The organism is Nonomuraea solani (assembly GCF_900108335.1).
Lineage (GTDB): Bacteria > Actinomycetota > Actinomycetes > Streptosporangiales > Streptosporangiaceae > Nonomuraea > Nonomuraea solani.
This window is the reverse complement of sequence record NZ_FNVT01000004.1, coordinates 68868-85033: the sequence shown is the minus strand read 5'-3', so window position 1 is coordinate 85033 and position 16166 is coordinate 68868. Positions and strand designations below refer to the sequence as shown.

14 protein-coding genes are annotated in these 16166 nt (G+C 69.8%); 9 read left to right on the top strand and 5 right to left on the bottom strand.

Annotated features, from left to right (window positions below; all coding sequences use genetic code 11):
- Positions 1-26 precede the first annotated feature (26 nt).
- Positions 27-806 carry an AfsR/SARP family transcriptional regulator gene (locus C4V41_RS15875; RefSeq protein ID WP_160150295.1) on the bottom strand — a complete coding sequence of 260 codons (780 nt, stop codon included), beginning with the start codon at positions 804-806 and terminating at the stop codon, positions 27-29.
- 436 nt (positions 807-1242) lie between these two features.
- On the opposite strand from C4V41_RS15875, the gene C4V41_RS15870 reads away from it, so the two are divergent.
- Genes C4V41_RS15870 through C4V41_RS15830 form a run of 9 tightly spaced genes read left to right on the top strand, consistent with a single transcriptional unit; the run spans position 1243 to position 11442 of the window.
- On the top strand, positions 1243-3192 hold the full coding sequence (locus C4V41_RS15870; protein ID WP_146103671.1) for an Agd3-related carbohydrate deacetylase: 1950 nt from the start codon (positions 1243-1245) through the stop codon (positions 3190-3192).
- A complete protein-coding gene (gene pelF, locus C4V41_RS15865; protein ID WP_103956662.1) occupies positions 3189-4598 on the top strand; it encodes a GT4 family glycosyltransferase PelF in 1410 nt (469 codons plus the stop codon). The genes C4V41_RS15870 and pelF overlap by 4 nt, the downstream gene beginning before the upstream one ends.
- Positions 4595-6022 carry a hypothetical protein gene (locus C4V41_RS15860; protein ID WP_103956661.1) on the top strand — a complete coding sequence of 476 codons (1428 nt, stop codon included), beginning with the start codon at positions 4595-4597 and terminating at the stop codon, positions 6020-6022. Before pelF ends, C4V41_RS15860 begins: the two co-directional genes overlap by 4 nt.
- 21 nt (positions 6023-6043) lie before the next feature.
- On the top strand, positions 6044-6772 hold the full coding sequence (locus C4V41_RS15855) for a sugar phosphate nucleotidyltransferase (protein WP_103956660.1): 729 nt from the start codon (positions 6044-6046) through the stop codon (positions 6770-6772).
- Complete coding sequence (locus C4V41_RS15850) at positions 6772-7626, top strand: NAD-dependent epimerase/dehydratase family protein (RefSeq protein WP_103956659.1); 855 nt, start codon at positions 6772-6774, stop codon at positions 7624-7626. The genes C4V41_RS15855 and C4V41_RS15850 overlap by 1 nt, the downstream gene beginning before the upstream one ends.
- A gap of 11 nt (positions 7627-7637) precedes the next feature.
- Positions 7638-8501: an endo alpha-1,4 polygalactosaminidase gene (locus tag C4V41_RS15845; RefSeq protein WP_103956658.1), complete on the top strand. Its 864-nt coding sequence runs from the start codon at positions 7638-7640 to the stop codon at positions 8499-8501.
- Positions 8502-8516: 15 nt separating this feature from the next.
- Positions 8517-9806, top strand: coding sequence for a nucleotide sugar dehydrogenase (locus C4V41_RS15840; RefSeq protein ID WP_103956657.1), 1290 nt, complete (start codon positions 8517-8519; stop codon positions 9804-9806).
- Positions 9803-10753: an NAD-dependent epimerase/dehydratase family protein gene (locus tag C4V41_RS15835; protein ID WP_103956656.1), complete on the top strand. Its 951-nt coding sequence runs from the start codon at positions 9803-9805 to the stop codon at positions 10751-10753. Before C4V41_RS15840 ends, C4V41_RS15835 begins: the two co-directional genes overlap by 4 nt.
- Entirely contained in the window at positions 10750-11442 is a 693-nt protein-coding gene (locus C4V41_RS15830; protein ID WP_103957308.1) for a hypothetical protein, read from the top strand. The genes C4V41_RS15835 and C4V41_RS15830 overlap by 4 nt, the downstream gene beginning before the upstream one ends.
- A 34-nt stretch (positions 11443-11476) precedes the next feature.
- Here C4V41_RS15830 and C4V41_RS15825 read toward each other — a convergent pair whose 3' ends face one another.
- The 4 genes from C4V41_RS15825 to C4V41_RS15815 all read right to left on the bottom strand — a co-directional run bounded on the left by C4V41_RS15825 (position 11477) and on the right by C4V41_RS15815 (position 16115).
- Positions 11477-12532 carry a 2-oxoacid:ferredoxin oxidoreductase subunit beta gene (locus tag C4V41_RS15825; RefSeq protein WP_103956655.1) on the bottom strand — a complete coding sequence of 352 codons (1056 nt, stop codon included), beginning with the start codon at positions 12530-12532 and terminating at the stop codon, positions 11477-11479.
- 4 nt (positions 12533-12536) lie between these two features.
- The gene (locus C4V41_RS15820; protein WP_103956654.1) at positions 12537-14384 is read right to left on the bottom strand and encodes a 2-oxoacid:acceptor oxidoreductase subunit alpha; all 1848 of its coding nucleotides are present in this window, start codon (positions 14382-14384) and stop codon (positions 12537-12539) included.
- Between the two features lie 126 nt (positions 14385-14510).
- Positions 14511-14600, bottom strand: coding sequence for a putative leader peptide (locus C4V41_RS66115; RefSeq protein WP_311132193.1), 90 nt, complete (start codon positions 14598-14600; stop codon positions 14511-14513).
- Between the two features lie 33 nt (positions 14601-14633).
- Positions 14634-16115, bottom strand: coding sequence for a polysaccharide deacetylase family protein (locus C4V41_RS15815; protein ID WP_103956653.1), 1482 nt, complete (start codon positions 16113-16115; stop codon positions 14634-14636).
- Between the last annotated feature and the right edge of the window lie 51 nt (positions 16116-16166).

Here is a 16166-nt window from a genome sequence, read left to right as displayed (position 1 = left end):
CATCGCGAAGCGGCGTTACCCCGTCGTCAGCGCGCCCGTTTGGAGCAGTGCGGGCACCCTCCGGCATGCCGATGGTCGTGACGCCGGTGCACGGCGTGGCCGTTGGCGCCGGTCAGGCCCGCGCCCAGGGAGGAGTCGCTGGTCAGGATGGCCGCCTGTAACCGGCGCAGCTCAAGGGAAGGTTCCAAACCGAGATCCTTGGAAAGGATGCGGCGGCCGTCGCGGTAGACCTCCAGGGCCTCCGCCTGCCGTCCGCCCCGGTAGAGCGCCAGCATGAGCTGACCGCGGAACCTCTCGCGCAGCGGGTGCTCGCGGACCAGCGCGGACAGCTCGCCGACGAGCTGGGCATGCCGGCGCAGCCGCAGGTCGGCGTCGATCCGGTCGGCGAGGGCGGCCAGCCGCTGCTCGTCCAGCCGGGTGGCCTGGCGGTGCAGGAACGAGATGTCGTCCAGCCCGGACAGCGCCGGCCCGCGCCACATGTCGAGCGCGGCCCGCAGCAGGTCACTGCCCCGGACCAGGCTCTTCGACTCCAGCGCCTGACGGCCTTCGCGCACGAGCCGCTCGAACCGCCACGCGTCCACCGAGTCGGGCGGCACGCGGAGCTGGTAGCCGGTCGACTGGTGCTCGATGACCGTGGCGGCGCCGAGCGTACGTCTCAGGCGATGCAACTGCAGCCGCAGGCGCTGGTTACCGGCCTGGCCGGCCTCCGCGCCCCACAGCGCGTCGATCAGGATGTCACTGTGCGCGACCGCCCCGTGGTGGCACAGCAGCATGGCCAGCAGGCTGCGTTGCTTGATCGAGCGCAAAGGTAATTGACGGTTACCGTCTGTAACTTCCAGTGCGCCCAGAATGCCGAACTGCATGGGTCTCCCCCCCTGCGCGTGTCCGACTTTCGCCCGTCGATCGAGGATAAGACTTTAGATCGCTCCGCCAAATGGCGCCTGGGAAATCATGCTGAAACGCAAGTGAAACGGGGCGTACGCACACTCAAGGCTGGTCGATGATGCCCATGTCGACCTTCAGCACAAGCGCGGCAAAAAGCGCCAAATGGGGGGTATGGTGGGTTCTTTTCGGCAATTTCCTCAGATGTCTGTCAAGCCCTCGAAGTGGATGATCGCCCTGGTGGGCGTGATCATCATGGGTTTCGGTCTCCCCATCCCTGAATCGGACGCCGCCGTATCCAGGCCCAAGGACCCGCACGGTCACGCCACCCCCATCCGTGCCCCTGTTGCACGTCCAAAAGTGGACAAGTTGGGGCCCCTGCCCAAAAAGAAAGGCACCGTTCCGGTCAGCCGAACGAGCTCCTTCGCCGCCTCCGCCGCCGCGGCGAACGACCGGGTCCAATTACGCGCTCTGATCGTCGCCGTCGCCCCCGACGACTGGGGCGTCGCGACGTGGCGATCCGTGCTCAACCGGGTCGGCGCCCCCTACGACATCCTCTACAGCAGGGCCCAGCCGCTGGCCGCGGGCGACCTGATCCAGGCCGACGGCACCGGCAAGTACAACGCGATCCTGCTCACCAACAACTCCCTGCTCTACCACGACGGTTCCGGCTACGTCAGCGGGCTCGATGGAACCGAATGGAACGTTCTATGGGCGTACGAGCGTGACTACGGCGTGCGCCAGGTCTCGCTCTACACCGGCTACGGCACCTGGCCGGAGGACTACTGCCTGCGCGCCGGCACCGAGGGCGGCGTCGGCGACACCCCGATCTCGACCGAGCTGACCGCGACGGGCGCGGGCGTCTTCGACTACCTCAAGAGCGGCGTCAACGTGCCGATCTCGCTCTCCTACGTCTACCGCGGTGAGGTCGCCGCCGGCTGCTCGGCCGACGTCGTCATGACCACCGGCTCCGACGTGCTCGGAGTGCGCAGCACGTCCACCGACGGGCGCGAGCGCATGGCGCTGACGTTCACCTCCAACCAGTACCTGCCGCAGGCCGACCTGCTCACCTTCGGCCTGTTCCGCTGGGCGTCCAGGGGGTTGTTCCTCGGCGAGCAGCGCCACTACCTCAACGCCGACGTGGACGACTGGTTCAACTCCACCGACCACCTCTACGCCGACGGCCACCTCGAAACCGACCCCGGCTACCGGATGACCAGGGGCGACGCGGTGAGCACGTACGAGCAGCAGAACAGCTTCCGCCTGTTCAACCCGCTGGCCGCCCAGTTCAAGCTGAACGTGGCCTACAACGGCGAAGGCGCGCCCCTGACCGCCCCGCCGTCCTGCACCCGGTTCTGGGGAACCGACCCGCTCACCACCTACTCGCGCTGCCGCGCCACCTCCTTCACCTGGATCAACCACACGTTCACGCACCCGAAGATGAACTTCACCGACTACGCCACCAGCCGCGCCGAGATCCAGGACAACCTGACCAGGGCCACCGCGCTCGGCCTCAGCGTGGACCCGACCGTGCTCAAGACCGGCGAATATTCAGGGCTGGGCGTCTACCACCCCGACCCGGCCAACGACATCGACCCGCCCACCGACTTCGGCCTGGCCGCCTCCAACACCGGCCTGCTGCAGGCCGCCAAGGACCTGGGCGTGAAATACCTGCACGGCAACATGTCGTTCGGCAGCCACCAGCCGTCCTGCTTCAACTGCGGGATCGACCATCCGCTGGAACCCGCTCTCATGATCGTGCCCGACTGGCCGACCAACATCGCCTACCACACGACCACCCCGGACGAGGAGACGCTGTTCTACAACTCCTACTACGGGCCGGGCGGCAAGTTCCCGTACTGGCCGGTCAACCAGACCTACGGCCAGATCCTGGGCCATGAGAGCGACGTGGCGATGCAGCACGTCATGTCGGGATCGGTCTACACGCACACGTTCCACCAGGGCAACCTGCGCAACTACGGCGCGAACAAGAACCTGGTCTTCGACTGGCTGAACGCCGTGATGGCCAAGTACAACGGCTACTACAACGTTCCGCTGCTCACCCCCAACTGGGGCGGGCTCGCTCAATACGTCGAGAACCGGACCGGCCACTTCGCCGGGCTCGGCGCGGTGAGCGCGGTCTACGACCGGGTCGCGGGCACGATCACGTTCGAGGCCACCTCCAACGCCGCCGTCTTCGCCACCAACGCCGCCGCACCGGGCGCGACCTCGTACGGCACCGACTTCATCGCCCGGCTGACGCTCACGGCCGGCACCCCCGTCACCGTGTCCGCGAGCGTGCGGCCGTGAAGGTGACCTTCGTGTCGGAGGGCACCTACCCGTTCGCCATGGGCGGCGTCAGCGTGTGGATGGACCAGCTCATCAGGGGCATGCCCGACCACCGCTGGGAGGTCTACGCGCTGACGGTCGACGGCGCGGAGCGTTCGGTCTGGGAGCTGCCGGACAACCTGGGGCGGGTCGTGTCCGTGCCGCTGTGGAAGAAGGGCCCCCGGCGCTCCTCGCGGACGCCGGGGCCCGCCTTCGGCGAGATCTACGGCCGGTTCCTGGAGATGGTGCTCACGCCGGCCGTCATGGGGGAGGGCAGCGAGGAGTTCCTGTTGGTGCTGGAGTCGCTCTACCGCTTCGCCCACGACGGCGGCGACCTCGTGGGCGCGCTCACCGCCAACGACTCCCTCACCCAGCTCATGGACGCCTGGTACTGGAACAGGACCGACGGCCTCACCCTCGCCGACGCCATCAACGCCGGCGACCTGATGGGCCACATGCTGCGCCCCCTGGCCGAGCCGCCACCGCGCGCCGACCTGGTGCACGTCACGATGAACGGCCTGAGCAGCCTGCCGGCGATGACCGCCAAATGGCAGTACGGCACCCCGATAGTGCTGTCCGAGCACGGCGTCTACCTCAGAGAGCGCTACCTGCAGTACGTGGACGAGCCGGTCTCGCACGCCGTGCGGGTGCTGCTGCTCAGCTTCTTCAGGCGGCTGGTCGCGGCCGCCTACGTCGCGGCCGACCGGATCGCGCCGCACTCGTCGTACAACCGGCGCTGGCAGGTCCGCAACGGCGCCGACCCCGACCGGATCCGGATCATGTACAACGGCGTGGACCCCGACGACTTCCCCCGCGCCGAGTCGGAGCCGGCCGAGCCGACGCTCGTCTTCATGGGCCGGGTCGACCCGCTGAAGGACCTGCACACCCTGATCAGGGCCTTCGCGATCGTTCGCGACAAGATCCCGGACGCCCGGCTGCGCATGTTCGGCGGAGTCCCCGCGGGCAACGAGACCTACCACCAGAGCTGTCTCGACCTCATCGGCGAGCTGGGCCTGGAGGGCGCCGCCACGTTCGAGGGCCGGGTCTCCACCCCGGTGCACGCCTACCACGCGGGCCACGTCATCGCCCTGACCAGCATCTCCGAGGGCTTCCCCTACACCGTGGTGGAGGCCATGGCCTGCGGCAGGCCCGTGGTCTGCACGAACGTCGGCGGGGTCGCGGAGGCGGTGGACGAGGCCGGGCTCGTGGTGCCGCCGCGCGACCACGTGGCCGCCGCCGACGCCGCGGTCCGCCTGCTGCGCGACGCGGGGCTGCGCCGCCGGCTCAGCGCGCTCGCCCGCGACCGCGTCCTGGAACGCTTCACGCTGCGGCAGTCCCTCGACGACTACCGCTCGGTCTACGCGGAGCTCGTGGAGGCGCCTCCATGACCGCACTGGCCTCCGGCGGCGAGCCCCTCTCCATGGACGACCTCATCCGGCCCATGGGCACGGGCATCTTCCGCGCCGTCGAGCCGCTCCAGGTCGCCGCCATGCTGGAGTCGCAGGGGCTCAACGACAAGATCGCCCGCGAGAAGTACGGCCACGACGACGTCTTCTCGCTCGCCGAGGCGGCCTACACGCACATCTCCACCATGACCGCCCCACGCCCACCGGCGGGAACGGTCCTGCGGCGGGCCAGACCGCTCGCCCAGATGCTGCACGGGCTCCTGTACGGCCTGCCCGCCGCCCTGCTGCCGGCCGCCTCCGGGCTCGTGGGCACACAGTGGCTGATGCCCGGCCTGGTCCTGACCACCGGGATCGGCTGGGTGCTCGGGAGCGCGGCGGCGCAGACGGCGTACTCGCTGGCCGGGCGCGGGTTCCCGCGTTCGGCGGGCCGCACGCTGCGCACCGGGCTGCTGCTCGGCGTGCTGGCCGCCATGCTCATGGCCGGCGTGATCGCGCTGGTCAGGAACGGCCCTGTCGCGCTCGTCGCCCTCTGCGTCATGCAGATGGCCTTCCAGCTCGCCTCGGGCATCCTGCTGTTCTACCGGCGCGAGATCTGGCTCGGCGTCATCATGATGCCCGCCGTGGTGGCCGGGATCGCCTACATGGGCATCGGCGACAGCTGGGTGGGTCTGCTGGCGGTCTGCGTCGGGGTGGTGTGCATCGCCGGGATCGTGGGCGCGGCCCTGCTGCTCACCCTCGCGGCGGGCGCCCACGATGCCCACGACGACCACGACGCTCTCGCCGCCGAGCCGCCGCTGCGCACGCTCGTCCGCCCCGATGTGCGCGCGCTGCTCCCGTCGCTGCTCTACGCCACGCTGACCGCGGTCTTCCTGCTCCAGGCCGAGGCCCGGTACGTGCTGGACAGGACCGACATCGCCGTAGCGGGCGCCGGGCTCGTCCTCGGGATGGGCGTCCTGGAGTACCGGGCGCACACGTTCGAGGACGAGACCAGGGCCGCGATCAGGGAGGTCGTGTACCCGGTCGACTTCACCAGGCGCAGCCGGTGGCTGCTGGCCAAGGGCATGCTGATCTGCCTTGGCACGCTGGCCACCCTGACCGCGCTGCCGCTGGCGTTCCTGCACTTCACGCACACGCTGACGGAGGCGAGCGTGGCCATGGCCGCGGCCCACGTGACCGTCGGCGGCGCCTACTTCCTGGCCTTCCTGCTGGCCAACCAGGCCAAGGTGGTGCACCTGTGCCTGGCGCAGGGGGCCGCGCTGGCCGTGCATCCACTCGGGCGGTTCGTGCTGCCCGACCACTCGGCACTGGCGGACGTCCTGCTGTTCCTGGCCGCCGCCCTGCTGTTCTTCCTGGTCCTGCTCACCCTGATGAGCCGCAGCCTCAGGGACGTCAAGCAGTACCGCTGATCATCCATTGGGAGGGAATTCATGCACGTCGTCATTCTCGCGGGCGGCAAGGGGGTCCGTCTGCGCCCGTTCACCTCCGCGCTGCCGAAGCCCCTGGTGCCGATCGGGGAGGAGTACGCGATCCTCGACATCATCCTCCAGCAGCTCACCAGCCAGGGCTTCAAGCGCGCCACGTTGGCGGTCGGGCACCTGAGCCCGCTCATCCGCGCCTTCGTGGGCGACGGCTCCCGCTGGGGCATGGAGGTGGACTACACCGAGGAGGTCGCGCCGCTGTCCACGATCGGGCCGCTGTTCCCGATCAGGGACCGGCTGCCCGAGCACTTCCTGGTGATGAACGGAGACGTCCTGACCACGATCAACTACGCGGACCTGCTGGCCGCGCACATCGGCGCCGACGTCCCGCTGACGGTGGCCACCTCGCCGCGCGTGGTCAAGATCGACTTCGGTGTCCTGGAGGCCAAGGGCGGCCGCATCGTCGGATTCAGGGAGAAGCCGCTGCTCAGCTACCACGTGAGCATGGGCGTCTACGCGCTGTCCCGCCAGACGATCGCGCACTACCCCGAGGGCATGCCGTTCGGCTTCGACGAGCTGGTGCTCGACCTGCTGGCCAGGGACACCCCGCCGGGCATCTACGAGTTCGACGGCTACTGGCTGGACATCGGGCGGCCCGACGACTATGACGAGGCCAACGCCCGCTTCGACGAGTATCGGGCCCTGCTGCTGCCGCCCTCCACGAGGGAACGGGTGTGATGAGCACCGTTCTGCTGTTCGGTGCCACCGGCTTCCTCGGCCGGCAGGTCGGGCTGCTGCTGGCCGGGGATCCGCGGGTGTCGCGGCTGCTCTGCCCGGGACGGGCCGACCTGGACCTGTTCGCGGCGGCGCCCGCCGACGTGGCGGCGCTGCTGCGGGAGGCCCGGCCGTCGGTCGTGCTCAACTGCGCGGGCTGCATGTCGGGCGGTCAGGACGAGCTGCTGCGCGGCAACGCGGGCGCGACCGCCGTGCTGCTGGAGGCGATCGCCTCGGAGGTGCCGCGGGCCCGGTTCGTGCGTCTCGGCTCGGCCGCCGAGTACGGCCCCGCCGAGCCGGGACGATCCCAGCATGAGGACGACCAGGCCCGCCCCACCAGCCCGTACGGCATCAGCCACCTGGCCGGGACGCTCCTGGTCGAACGGTCGCCGGTGGACGGCGCGTCCCTGCGGATCTTCAACCTGGTCGGCCCCGGTGTGTCCGCCGGCAGCGTCCTGGGCCGGGCCAGAGACCTGCTCAGGACCGCCACCGGGCACCTCGACCTGGGGCCGCTCGGCGCGTACCGGGACTTCGTGGACGTGCGCGACGTGGCCGCCGCGGTCGTCCGCGCCGCGTTCGCCCGCGGCCTGCCCGAGCGGGTCTTCAACGTGGGCAGCGGGCAGGCCGTCCCGGTCCGGGAGGCGGTTGCCCTGCTGGCCGCCGAGTCCGGCTTCACCGGCGAGATCCGCGAAACCGTCCCCGAGCACGCCAGGTCCAGGGCGGTCGGCTGGAGCCGGGCCGACACCGGCCGGATCGAGCGCGTCCTGGGCTGGCGGCCCGCGATCCCGCTGGCCGACTCGGTCAAGGCGATGATGTGAGGAGGGGCCTGATGCGTTCGGTCCTCGGGCTGACCCTGCTGTCGGCCTGCGCACCTCCGCCGCTGGCCGAGACCACCACGTTCACCTACGTCCTCCAGGGCTACCCGGGCGGCCGCCTCGACGCCGTCGAGCGCGCCCCGCACCCGCTCGCCATCATCGACCTGTCCAGGGACGGCACCACCGCCGGCTACTTCACCGCCGGGGAGATCGCCCGGGTGCGGGCGCGCGGCAAACGGGTGCTGGCCTACTTCGAGATCGGCTCCATCGAGACGTTCAGGACCGAGTATCGCGCGCTGCGCGGCGGCGGCCTGGTGCTCAACCGCTGGCCGGACTGGCCAGACGAGCGTTTCGTGCGCTACTGGGAGCCCGCGTGGTGGGACCGGGTCGTCCGGCCCCGGATCGACCAGGCGCTGCGGGCCGGGTTCGACGGGGTCTACCTGGACACGCCGCTCGCGTACGAGGAGATCGACCTGGCCAGGGTGCCCGGCGAGACCCGCGCCGGGCTGGCGCGCAAGATGGCCGGCCTGATCGTCCGCGTCAGCGAGCACGCCAGGCGCGCCCGCCCCGGCTTCCTGATCGTGCCGCAGAACTCGCCGGAGCTGCGCCACCAGCCCGGATATGTCCAGGCCATCGACGGCATCGGCATGGAGGAGCTGTTCTACAGAGCCACCGACGAGCCCTGCGACGAGTCCTGGTGCCGGGAGAACCTGAAGGACGCCCTGGCCCTGCGCGAGCTCGGCAAGATCGTGCTCGCCACCGACTACGCCAGGCGGCCCGCCAACGTCGCGGCCGCCTGCGCCCGCCACCGCCGGTACGGCCTGGCGGGCAACGTCACCGTGGTCGACCTCGACCGCGTCAGTCCCCCCTGTGAATGAGGAAAGGAGCACCAGATGCCGAAGACAGTCGGCGTTGTCGGCATGGGTTACGTGGGCCTGACGCTGGCGGCGGCCATGGCCCGCAAGGGATACGTCGTCCACGGCGTGGACGCCAGCCCCCGGGTGGTCGAGGCGCTGTCCAACGGGCGGATCCACCTCTACGAACCGGGGGTCCAGGAGGCGTTCGCGCGCTATCTGGGGACCACCGTCCGCATCTCCGACCGCCTCCCCGACGAGCCGCTGGACGCCGCGATCCTGTCCGTCTCCACCCCGGTCGACCTGTCCACGGGCGTGCCCGACCTGCGCAACCTGCGGGCCGCCGCCGAACACGTGGCCGAACGCCCCGCCACGCTGGTCGTCGTGCGCAGCACGGTCCCCATCGGCGCCAGCCGCGCCATCGTGCTGCCCGCGCTCACCGCCCGCTGGGACCGCGTCCGGCTCGTCATGGCGCCCGAACGCACGATCCAGGGCCAGGCGCTGCGCGAGATCGTCGAGCTGCCCCAGGTGATCGGCGGGCTCGACGACGGCAGCCTGCGGGCGGGTGTCGAGGTGTTCCGCGACCTGTCCGACCAGATCGTGCCCGTCTCCAGCCTGGAGACCGCCGAGATGGTGAAGCTGTCCAACAACTGCCACACCGACGTGATCTACGCCTTCGGCAACGAGCTGGCGCTCATCGCCGAGCAGCACGGGCTCGACCCGCTGGAGGTCATCAGGGCCACCAACCTCGACTATCCGCGGCCCGACCTGGCCAAACCGGGTTACGTGGGCGGTGGTTGCCTGTCGAAGGACCCGTACCTGATGATCGCCAGCTCCCCGCGGCCGCCGTACCTGGTGGACCGGGCCAGGAGCCTCAACGAGCGGTTGCCCGGGCACGTCGCCGAGCGCCTGGTCGAGCTGATCGGGGAGACGGCCGGGCACACCGAGGGGCTCCGGCTGTCGGTGCTCGGCTGGGCCTACAAGGGCTGGCCCGCCACCGACGACATGCGCGGCACCCCCATCGCCGACATGATGCCGATCTTCCGCGCCGCCGGTCTCGTCGTCATGGGGCACGACCCGCTGGTCTCCGACGAGGTCATCCGCCAGTACGGCGGCGAGCCGGTCAGCCTGGACAAGGCGTTCGCGGACGCCGACGCCATGATCGTGGTCAACGACCATCCCGACTACCGGGCCATCGAGGTCGAGGACCGGCTCGGCGGGCTGCGGGTGCTCTTCGACTCCTGGCGCATCCTCGACGAGGCCGCGGTCACCCGGCACGGCGTCCGCTACGCCGGCATCGGCTACGTGGCGAAGGACAGTGCGCAATGAGAGTTCTGCTGCTGGGCGGGGCCGGGTTCATCGGGCTGCACCTGGCCCGGCGACTGCGCGCCGACGGGCACGACGTCACCGTGGTCGACGACTTCTCGCGCGGGCGCAGGGACCGGGCGCTGGCCGAGCTGGCCGTCGAGGTGCGCTCGGCCGACCTCACCGACCCGGCCGCCTACGCCGCCATCGAGCGGGGCTGGGACCAGATCCACATGCTGGCCGCGGTGGTCGGCGTGCGGAACGTCGAATCCGAGCCCGCCCGGGTCATCAGGGTCAACACGCTGGCGCTGATGCACCTGCTCGACTGGATCGGCCCGGACGACCGGCTGTTCTTCGCCTCCACCAGCGAGGCTTACGCGGGCGGCGTCAGCGCCGGCCTGGTGCCCGTGCCGACGCCGGAGAGCGTGCCGCTGGTGATCGAGGACGTGGGCTCGCCGCGGTACACGTACGCGATCAGCAAGCTGCTCGGCGAGGCCGCGGTGCTGCACGCGGCGCGGGCGACGGGGTTCGAGGCCGTCATCGGCCGCTTCCACAACGTCTACGGGCCGCGCATGGGCGCCGACCACGTCATCCCCGAGCTGTCGCTGCGGGCGGCGCGCGGAGAGGACCCCTTCACCCTGTACGGCGCCGACCAGAGCCGCGCGTTCTGCTACGTGGACGACGCCGTCGAGGCCGTGCTGCGCCTGATGGCCACACCGGCGGCCGCCGGGCGCATCGTGCACATCGGCAACGACGCCGAGACCGGCATCGGCGACCTGGCCAAGCTCGTCCTGCGCGTCGCGGGGGTCACGCCCGCCATCCGGCACGTGCCCGCGCCCGCCGGCTCGGTGGCCCGCCGTTGCCCCGACCTCACGCTGCTGCGCGAGCTGACCGGTTTCGAGCCGCGGGTGGCCCTGGAGGAGGGGGTACGCAGGACGTACGAGTGGTATCGGGAGTCGTGGACGCCATGACGCAGCCCATCGCGTTCTACTACGGGGCGGGGGAGCTGGACCGGCTGTCCAGGTTCGACAAGGTCGTGCTGCAGGCCGACTTCTACTCCGAGGAGGAGCTCGACCTGCTGCGCGAGCGCGGCGTCCAGACCCTCGGCTACCTGTCGCTGACCGAGGACGTGGGCCCGCCCGCCCCCTGGCACCGCCCGGTGCGCAACCCCGACTGGGGCGGCGCGTTCGTGCACACGGGGGATCCGCGCTGGGTGGCGCACGTGGTGGACCAGGCGACCGGCGCGATGGCGCGCGGGTTCGGCGGGCTGTTCCTTGACACGCTCAACATCGAGCAGACCTTTCCCGAGGACCTGCCGCACCTGCTCATCCTCATCGCGGCCATCAGGGAGGAGGCCAGGCCCGCGTACCTGCTGGCCAACCGGGGGTTCGGGCTGCTGCCGCAGATCGCGGAGCTGGTCGACGGCATCCTGTTCGAGTCGTTCTCGGCCCGCTGGGTGGGCACGGAGCGTTACGAGCCGTGGCCCGACGACGTCCTGGAGGTGCACGCCACGGTCGCCGAGCGGCTGCTCGGGCTGGACATCGACCTCTACGCCCTCGACTACGCCGACAACGACGAGCTGTGCGACTTCGCGCGGCGGCGGGCCCGGGAGTTCGGCATGCACTGCTTCGTGAGCGACAAGGTGCTCTCACGCATATGACGGCGCCGCGATCCTCGCGGCGCCGTCACAGGTTCTAGCCGATGCGCCAGGTGTCCCCGCCGAGCAGCAGATCGCTCAGGTCGCCTGGGCCCTTCTGCGCCACGGCCTCTTCGAGCTGCTCGGCCATGAGCACGTCGTAGGCCGGGCGGTCGACCTGGCGGAAGATGCCGATCGGCACGTGCTCGAAGGCCGGCTCGTCGAGCCTGCTGAGCGCGAAGGCCACCGACGGGTCGGGGTTGTGCGCGTCGTGCGTGAGGATCTCGTCCTCGCTCGCACTCTCGCGGGCCACCACCTCGATGCCGCCGGTCGCGGCGCGCACGACCGCCTTCGTGTTGCTCACGATCGGCTGCCCGTGCTCCAGGCGCAGCGTGATGTCGTCGCGGACCTCGGGGTCCTTGAGCTGCTCGAAGGCGTTGTCGTTGAAGATGTTGCAGTTTTGGTAGATCTCCACCAGCGACGTGCCGCGGTGCGCGGTCGCCTCGCGCAGCACCGACTGCAGGTGCTTGCGGTCGGAGTCGATGGTCCTGGCCACGAACGACGCCTCGGCGCCGATGGCCAGCGAGATCGGGTTGAACGGCTTGTCCAGCGACCCCATCGGCGTCGACTTGGTGATCTTGCCGACCTCGGAGGTGGGGGAGTACTGGCCCTTCGTCAGACCGTAGATCCTGTTGTTGAACAGCAGGATGTTCAGGTTGACGTTGCGGCGCAGCGCGTGGATCAGGTGGTTGCCACCGATCGACAGCGCGTCGCCGTCACCCGTGATCACCCACACGCTCAGGTCGGGCCGGCTGGCCGCGAGCCCGGTCGCGATCGCCGGCGCCCGCCCGTGGATGGAGTGGAAACCGTAGGTGTTGAGGTAGTAGGGGAAGCGCGACGAGCAGCCGATGCCCGACACGAACACGATGTTCTCGCGCTTGAGCCCCAACTCGGGCAGGAAGCTCTGCACCGCGGCCAGGATCGCGTAGTCACCGCACCCGGGGCACCAGCGCACCTCCTGGTCGGACTTGAAGTCCTTCAGGGTCTGCTTGCCCTCGGCCCTGGGGACGAGCGACAAGCCCTTCCCGTTGACAGGAGTCTTGCCGGAGGCCAATGGTTCACTGGTCACTGTCGATCACGTCCTGGATGACTCCGGCCAGCTCCTCGGCCTTGAACGGGAGCCCGCGCACTCGGTTGTAGCTGATCACGTCGACGAGGTAGCGGGCCCGGAGCAGCAGGGCCAGCTGGCCCAGGTTGATCTCGGGCAGCAGCACCTTGTCGTAGCGCTTGAGGACCTCGCCGGTGTTGGCGGGCAGCGGGTTGAGGTGGCGCAGGTGGGCCTGGGCGACCTTGCCGCCGCTCTTCCTGATGCGGCGGACGGCCGCCGCGATCGGCCCGTACGTCGAGCCCCACCCGATGACCAGCACCCTGGCGTCGCCGTCGGGGTCGTCGACCTCCAGGTCGGGCACGTCGATGCCGTCGATCTTGGCGGCCCGCGTGCGCACCATCAGGTCGTGGTTGTTCGGGTCGTAGGAGATGTTGCCCGTGCCGTCGGCCTTCTCGATGCCGCCGATGCGGTGCTCCAGCCCCGGCGTGCCGGGGATGGCCCACGGGCGGGCGAGGGTCTCGGTGTCGCGCTTGAACGGCAGGAACTCGCCGTCGGCGCCGTTGGGCTCGGTCGTGAACTCCTGCGAGATGTCGGGCAGCTCAGCGACCTCGGGCAGGCGCCACGGCTCGGAGCCGTTGGCCAGGTAGCCGTCGGACAGCAGCATGACCGGCGTGCGATATTTCACCGCGATCCGGACCGCCTCGACGGCCGAGTCGAAGCAGTCGCTCGGCGACATCGGCGCCACGATCGGCAGCGGGGACTCGCCGTTGCGGCCGAACATGGCCATCAGCAGGTCGGTCTGCTCGGTCTTGGTCGGCATGCCGGTGCTCGGCCCGGCCCGCTGCACGTCCACGATGATCAGCGGCAGCTCGGTGGTGACCGCCAGGCCGACGGTCTCGGCCTTCAGCGCCACACCGGGACCGCTGGTGGTGGTCACGCCCAGCGCGCCGCCGAACGCGGCCCCCAGCGCCGCGCCGACACCCGCGATCTCGTCCTCGGCCTGAAACGTGCGGATGCCGAACCGCTTGTGCTTCGACAGCTCGTGCAGGATGTCGCTGGCCGGAGTGATCGGGTAGGAGCCCAGGAACAACGGCAGCTTCGACTGCACGCTCGCGGCGATCAGGCCGTAGGCGAGCGCCTGGTTGCCGGAGATGTTGCGGTAGACGCCCGGGGTCAGGCGAGCGGGCTTGACCTCGTACGAGACGGAGAAGGACTCGGTCGTCTCACCGAAGTTCCAGCCTGCCTGGAAGGCCGCGACGTTGGCCTTGGCGAGGTCGGGCTTCTTGGCGAACTTCTGTTCGAGGAACCTGATGGTCTGCTCGGTCGGCCGGTGGTAGAGCCACGACAGCAGGCCGAGGGCGAACATGTTCTTCGACCGCTCCGCGTCCTTTTTGGACAGGTCGAAACCTTCGAGGGCCTTCACGGTGAGCGAGGTCAGCGGGACCGCGTGCACCCGCCACTCGCTGAGTGAGTCGTCCTCCAGCGGGTTGGCCGCGTAGCCGACCTTCTGCAGGTTGCGCTTGGTGAACTCGTCGATGTTCACGATGAGGTCCGCGCCCCTGGGCAGGTCGCCCAGGTTGGCCTTGAGCGCGGCCGGGTTCATCGCCACGAGCACGTTCGGCGCGTCGCCGGGTGTCAAAATGTCGTGGTCGGCGAAGTGCAACTGGAAACTCGACACGCCGGGCAGGGTGCCTGCGGGTGCGCGGATCTCAGCGGGAAAGTTGGGGAGAGTCGACAGGTCGTTGCCGAACTCCGCCGTGCCCGCGGTAAAACGGTCGCCGGTGAGCTGCATGCCGTCGCCGGAGTCTCCAGCGAATCTGATGATCACGCGGTCGAGTTGCTGGACCTGCTTTGTCACAGCTCAGTCCTCCTCGACGCGCCAGTGCGCGGTTGCCTTAGGCGCGTTCTCTGTATCCATGCTAGATCCTCGGAAGGTCACGCGTTTGTACGCCGCGCAAAGCGGGTAAACGCGGTCGGAGTTCAGTCAGGGTGAGGTGGGAGAACGACGACACAGCCCGGACGCGAGCCTGCAGAGGTCCACATGCAGGCGGGCGAACAGGACGGTTCGGGTCACGAGCGCCAACTATACGTCCCCCCACTACGTGCGCTACGTCAGGGGCTGCTTACCCGGCAGCTCGTTCCCTGACCTGTACAGGCGTCCGGCCTGCATCCCCGCAGAGCCGTACAACTCAGGAACGGTGACGAAGCTGTAACCCTTCCCGCGCAACCTGTTGAGGATGTCCGGAACAGCGTCAACGGTTTCCCGATGAATGTCGTGCATAAGAATGATCGCACCTGGACGGGCCGAGCGCACGGCCCGGTCCGCGATGTGAGAGGCGTCGCCTCCGTGCTGGTCTTCGGTGTCGATGTCCCAGGTGACCAGGGAAAGCCCCATTTCGCGTGCGACGTCCCGCAACTCCTGGCTCACGGCGCCGTAGGGCGGCCGGACCAGCGTGGGGGTCTGGCCGATGGCGGCCGACACGGCCTCCTCGGTGCGCTGGAGGGAGTCGGTGATCTTGCTGCTGGCCTGCTTCGACAGGTCCCGGTGCGCCCAGCTGTGGTTGCCGACCAGATGGCCCTCGGCGCTCATCCGGCGCAGCAGGCCGGGCTGGGCGGCGGCGTTGCTGCCCACGGTGAAGAACGTGGCCCGCGCCTCCTTCTCCAGCAAGAGGTCGAGCAATCTCCCGGTATGCGGTCCCGGGCCGTCGTCGAAGGTCAGCGCCACGCATTTGGTGGTGGCGCAGTTCACACTGCCGGACCGGTTGCTGGTGGCCTTGGGGCCGGTCGTGGGGGCGATGTGGGGCGTGTCGTCGGGGACGGCCACCTTGGCCGCCTCGCGTACGCTCTCCTGCGCCCGCCTGCCCGGCTCCGAGAGCAGGGGGAAGGTTTTCGCGGCCGGCACCGCCACGGCGAGGCGGCCGAGCGAGCAGGGGCCGATCTGGCAGTCGTCGAACTCGACGACCAGGTCGCCGCGCCGGTTGAACGCCATCGAGTCGAACGCGTCGCCGCCGGCCGTCAGGCCGTCCCGCTCGACCTGTGATCCGCGCTCCTTGAGCTGGTCCTTGACCAGTTCCGCGAGCCGTTCTTGTGCCTTTTCGCCGGAGAGCAGGCCTGTAGAGGCGAACGCTTTGCCCTCGCGGGGGTCGAACCAGTACGTACGCGTGGAGTTGCCCCAGTTCTCGCCGGTGGTCTCGCCGGTGCGCAGCCGTACCGCGACCGCCTGGGGGGAGGCGGCGGCGAGCTGCCAGTCCACGTTCAGCTCTGGGCGGGGGTGGACGGGGTCGTCGCCCTTGGTGCGGGCGCGGAAGTCCTTGAGCTGGCGTTCGGCCTGGGCGCGCAGGGCCTTGTTGAGCGCGGGGGCCTCGGCCAGCTCGGGATAGTTGATGTGCACGTATCGGCTGCCGGAGGCGTCGCCTTCGGTGAGCGTCCTGGTGGACAGGCCGACGACGGTCGCCGGGTCGACGAAGTCGATCAGCGTCGGCTCTGCCGGGACCAGGACGTCCCTCCCGGGGGCGGCGGCGGCCAGACCGCAGCCCGAGGCCGAGAGGGCCAGCAGAGCGATTCCGGCGAAGAATCGCGATTTATGCATGGATGTCAGGGTATGTGGTTGATCTTTCTATTTACCCCGATTTGGGGGGAT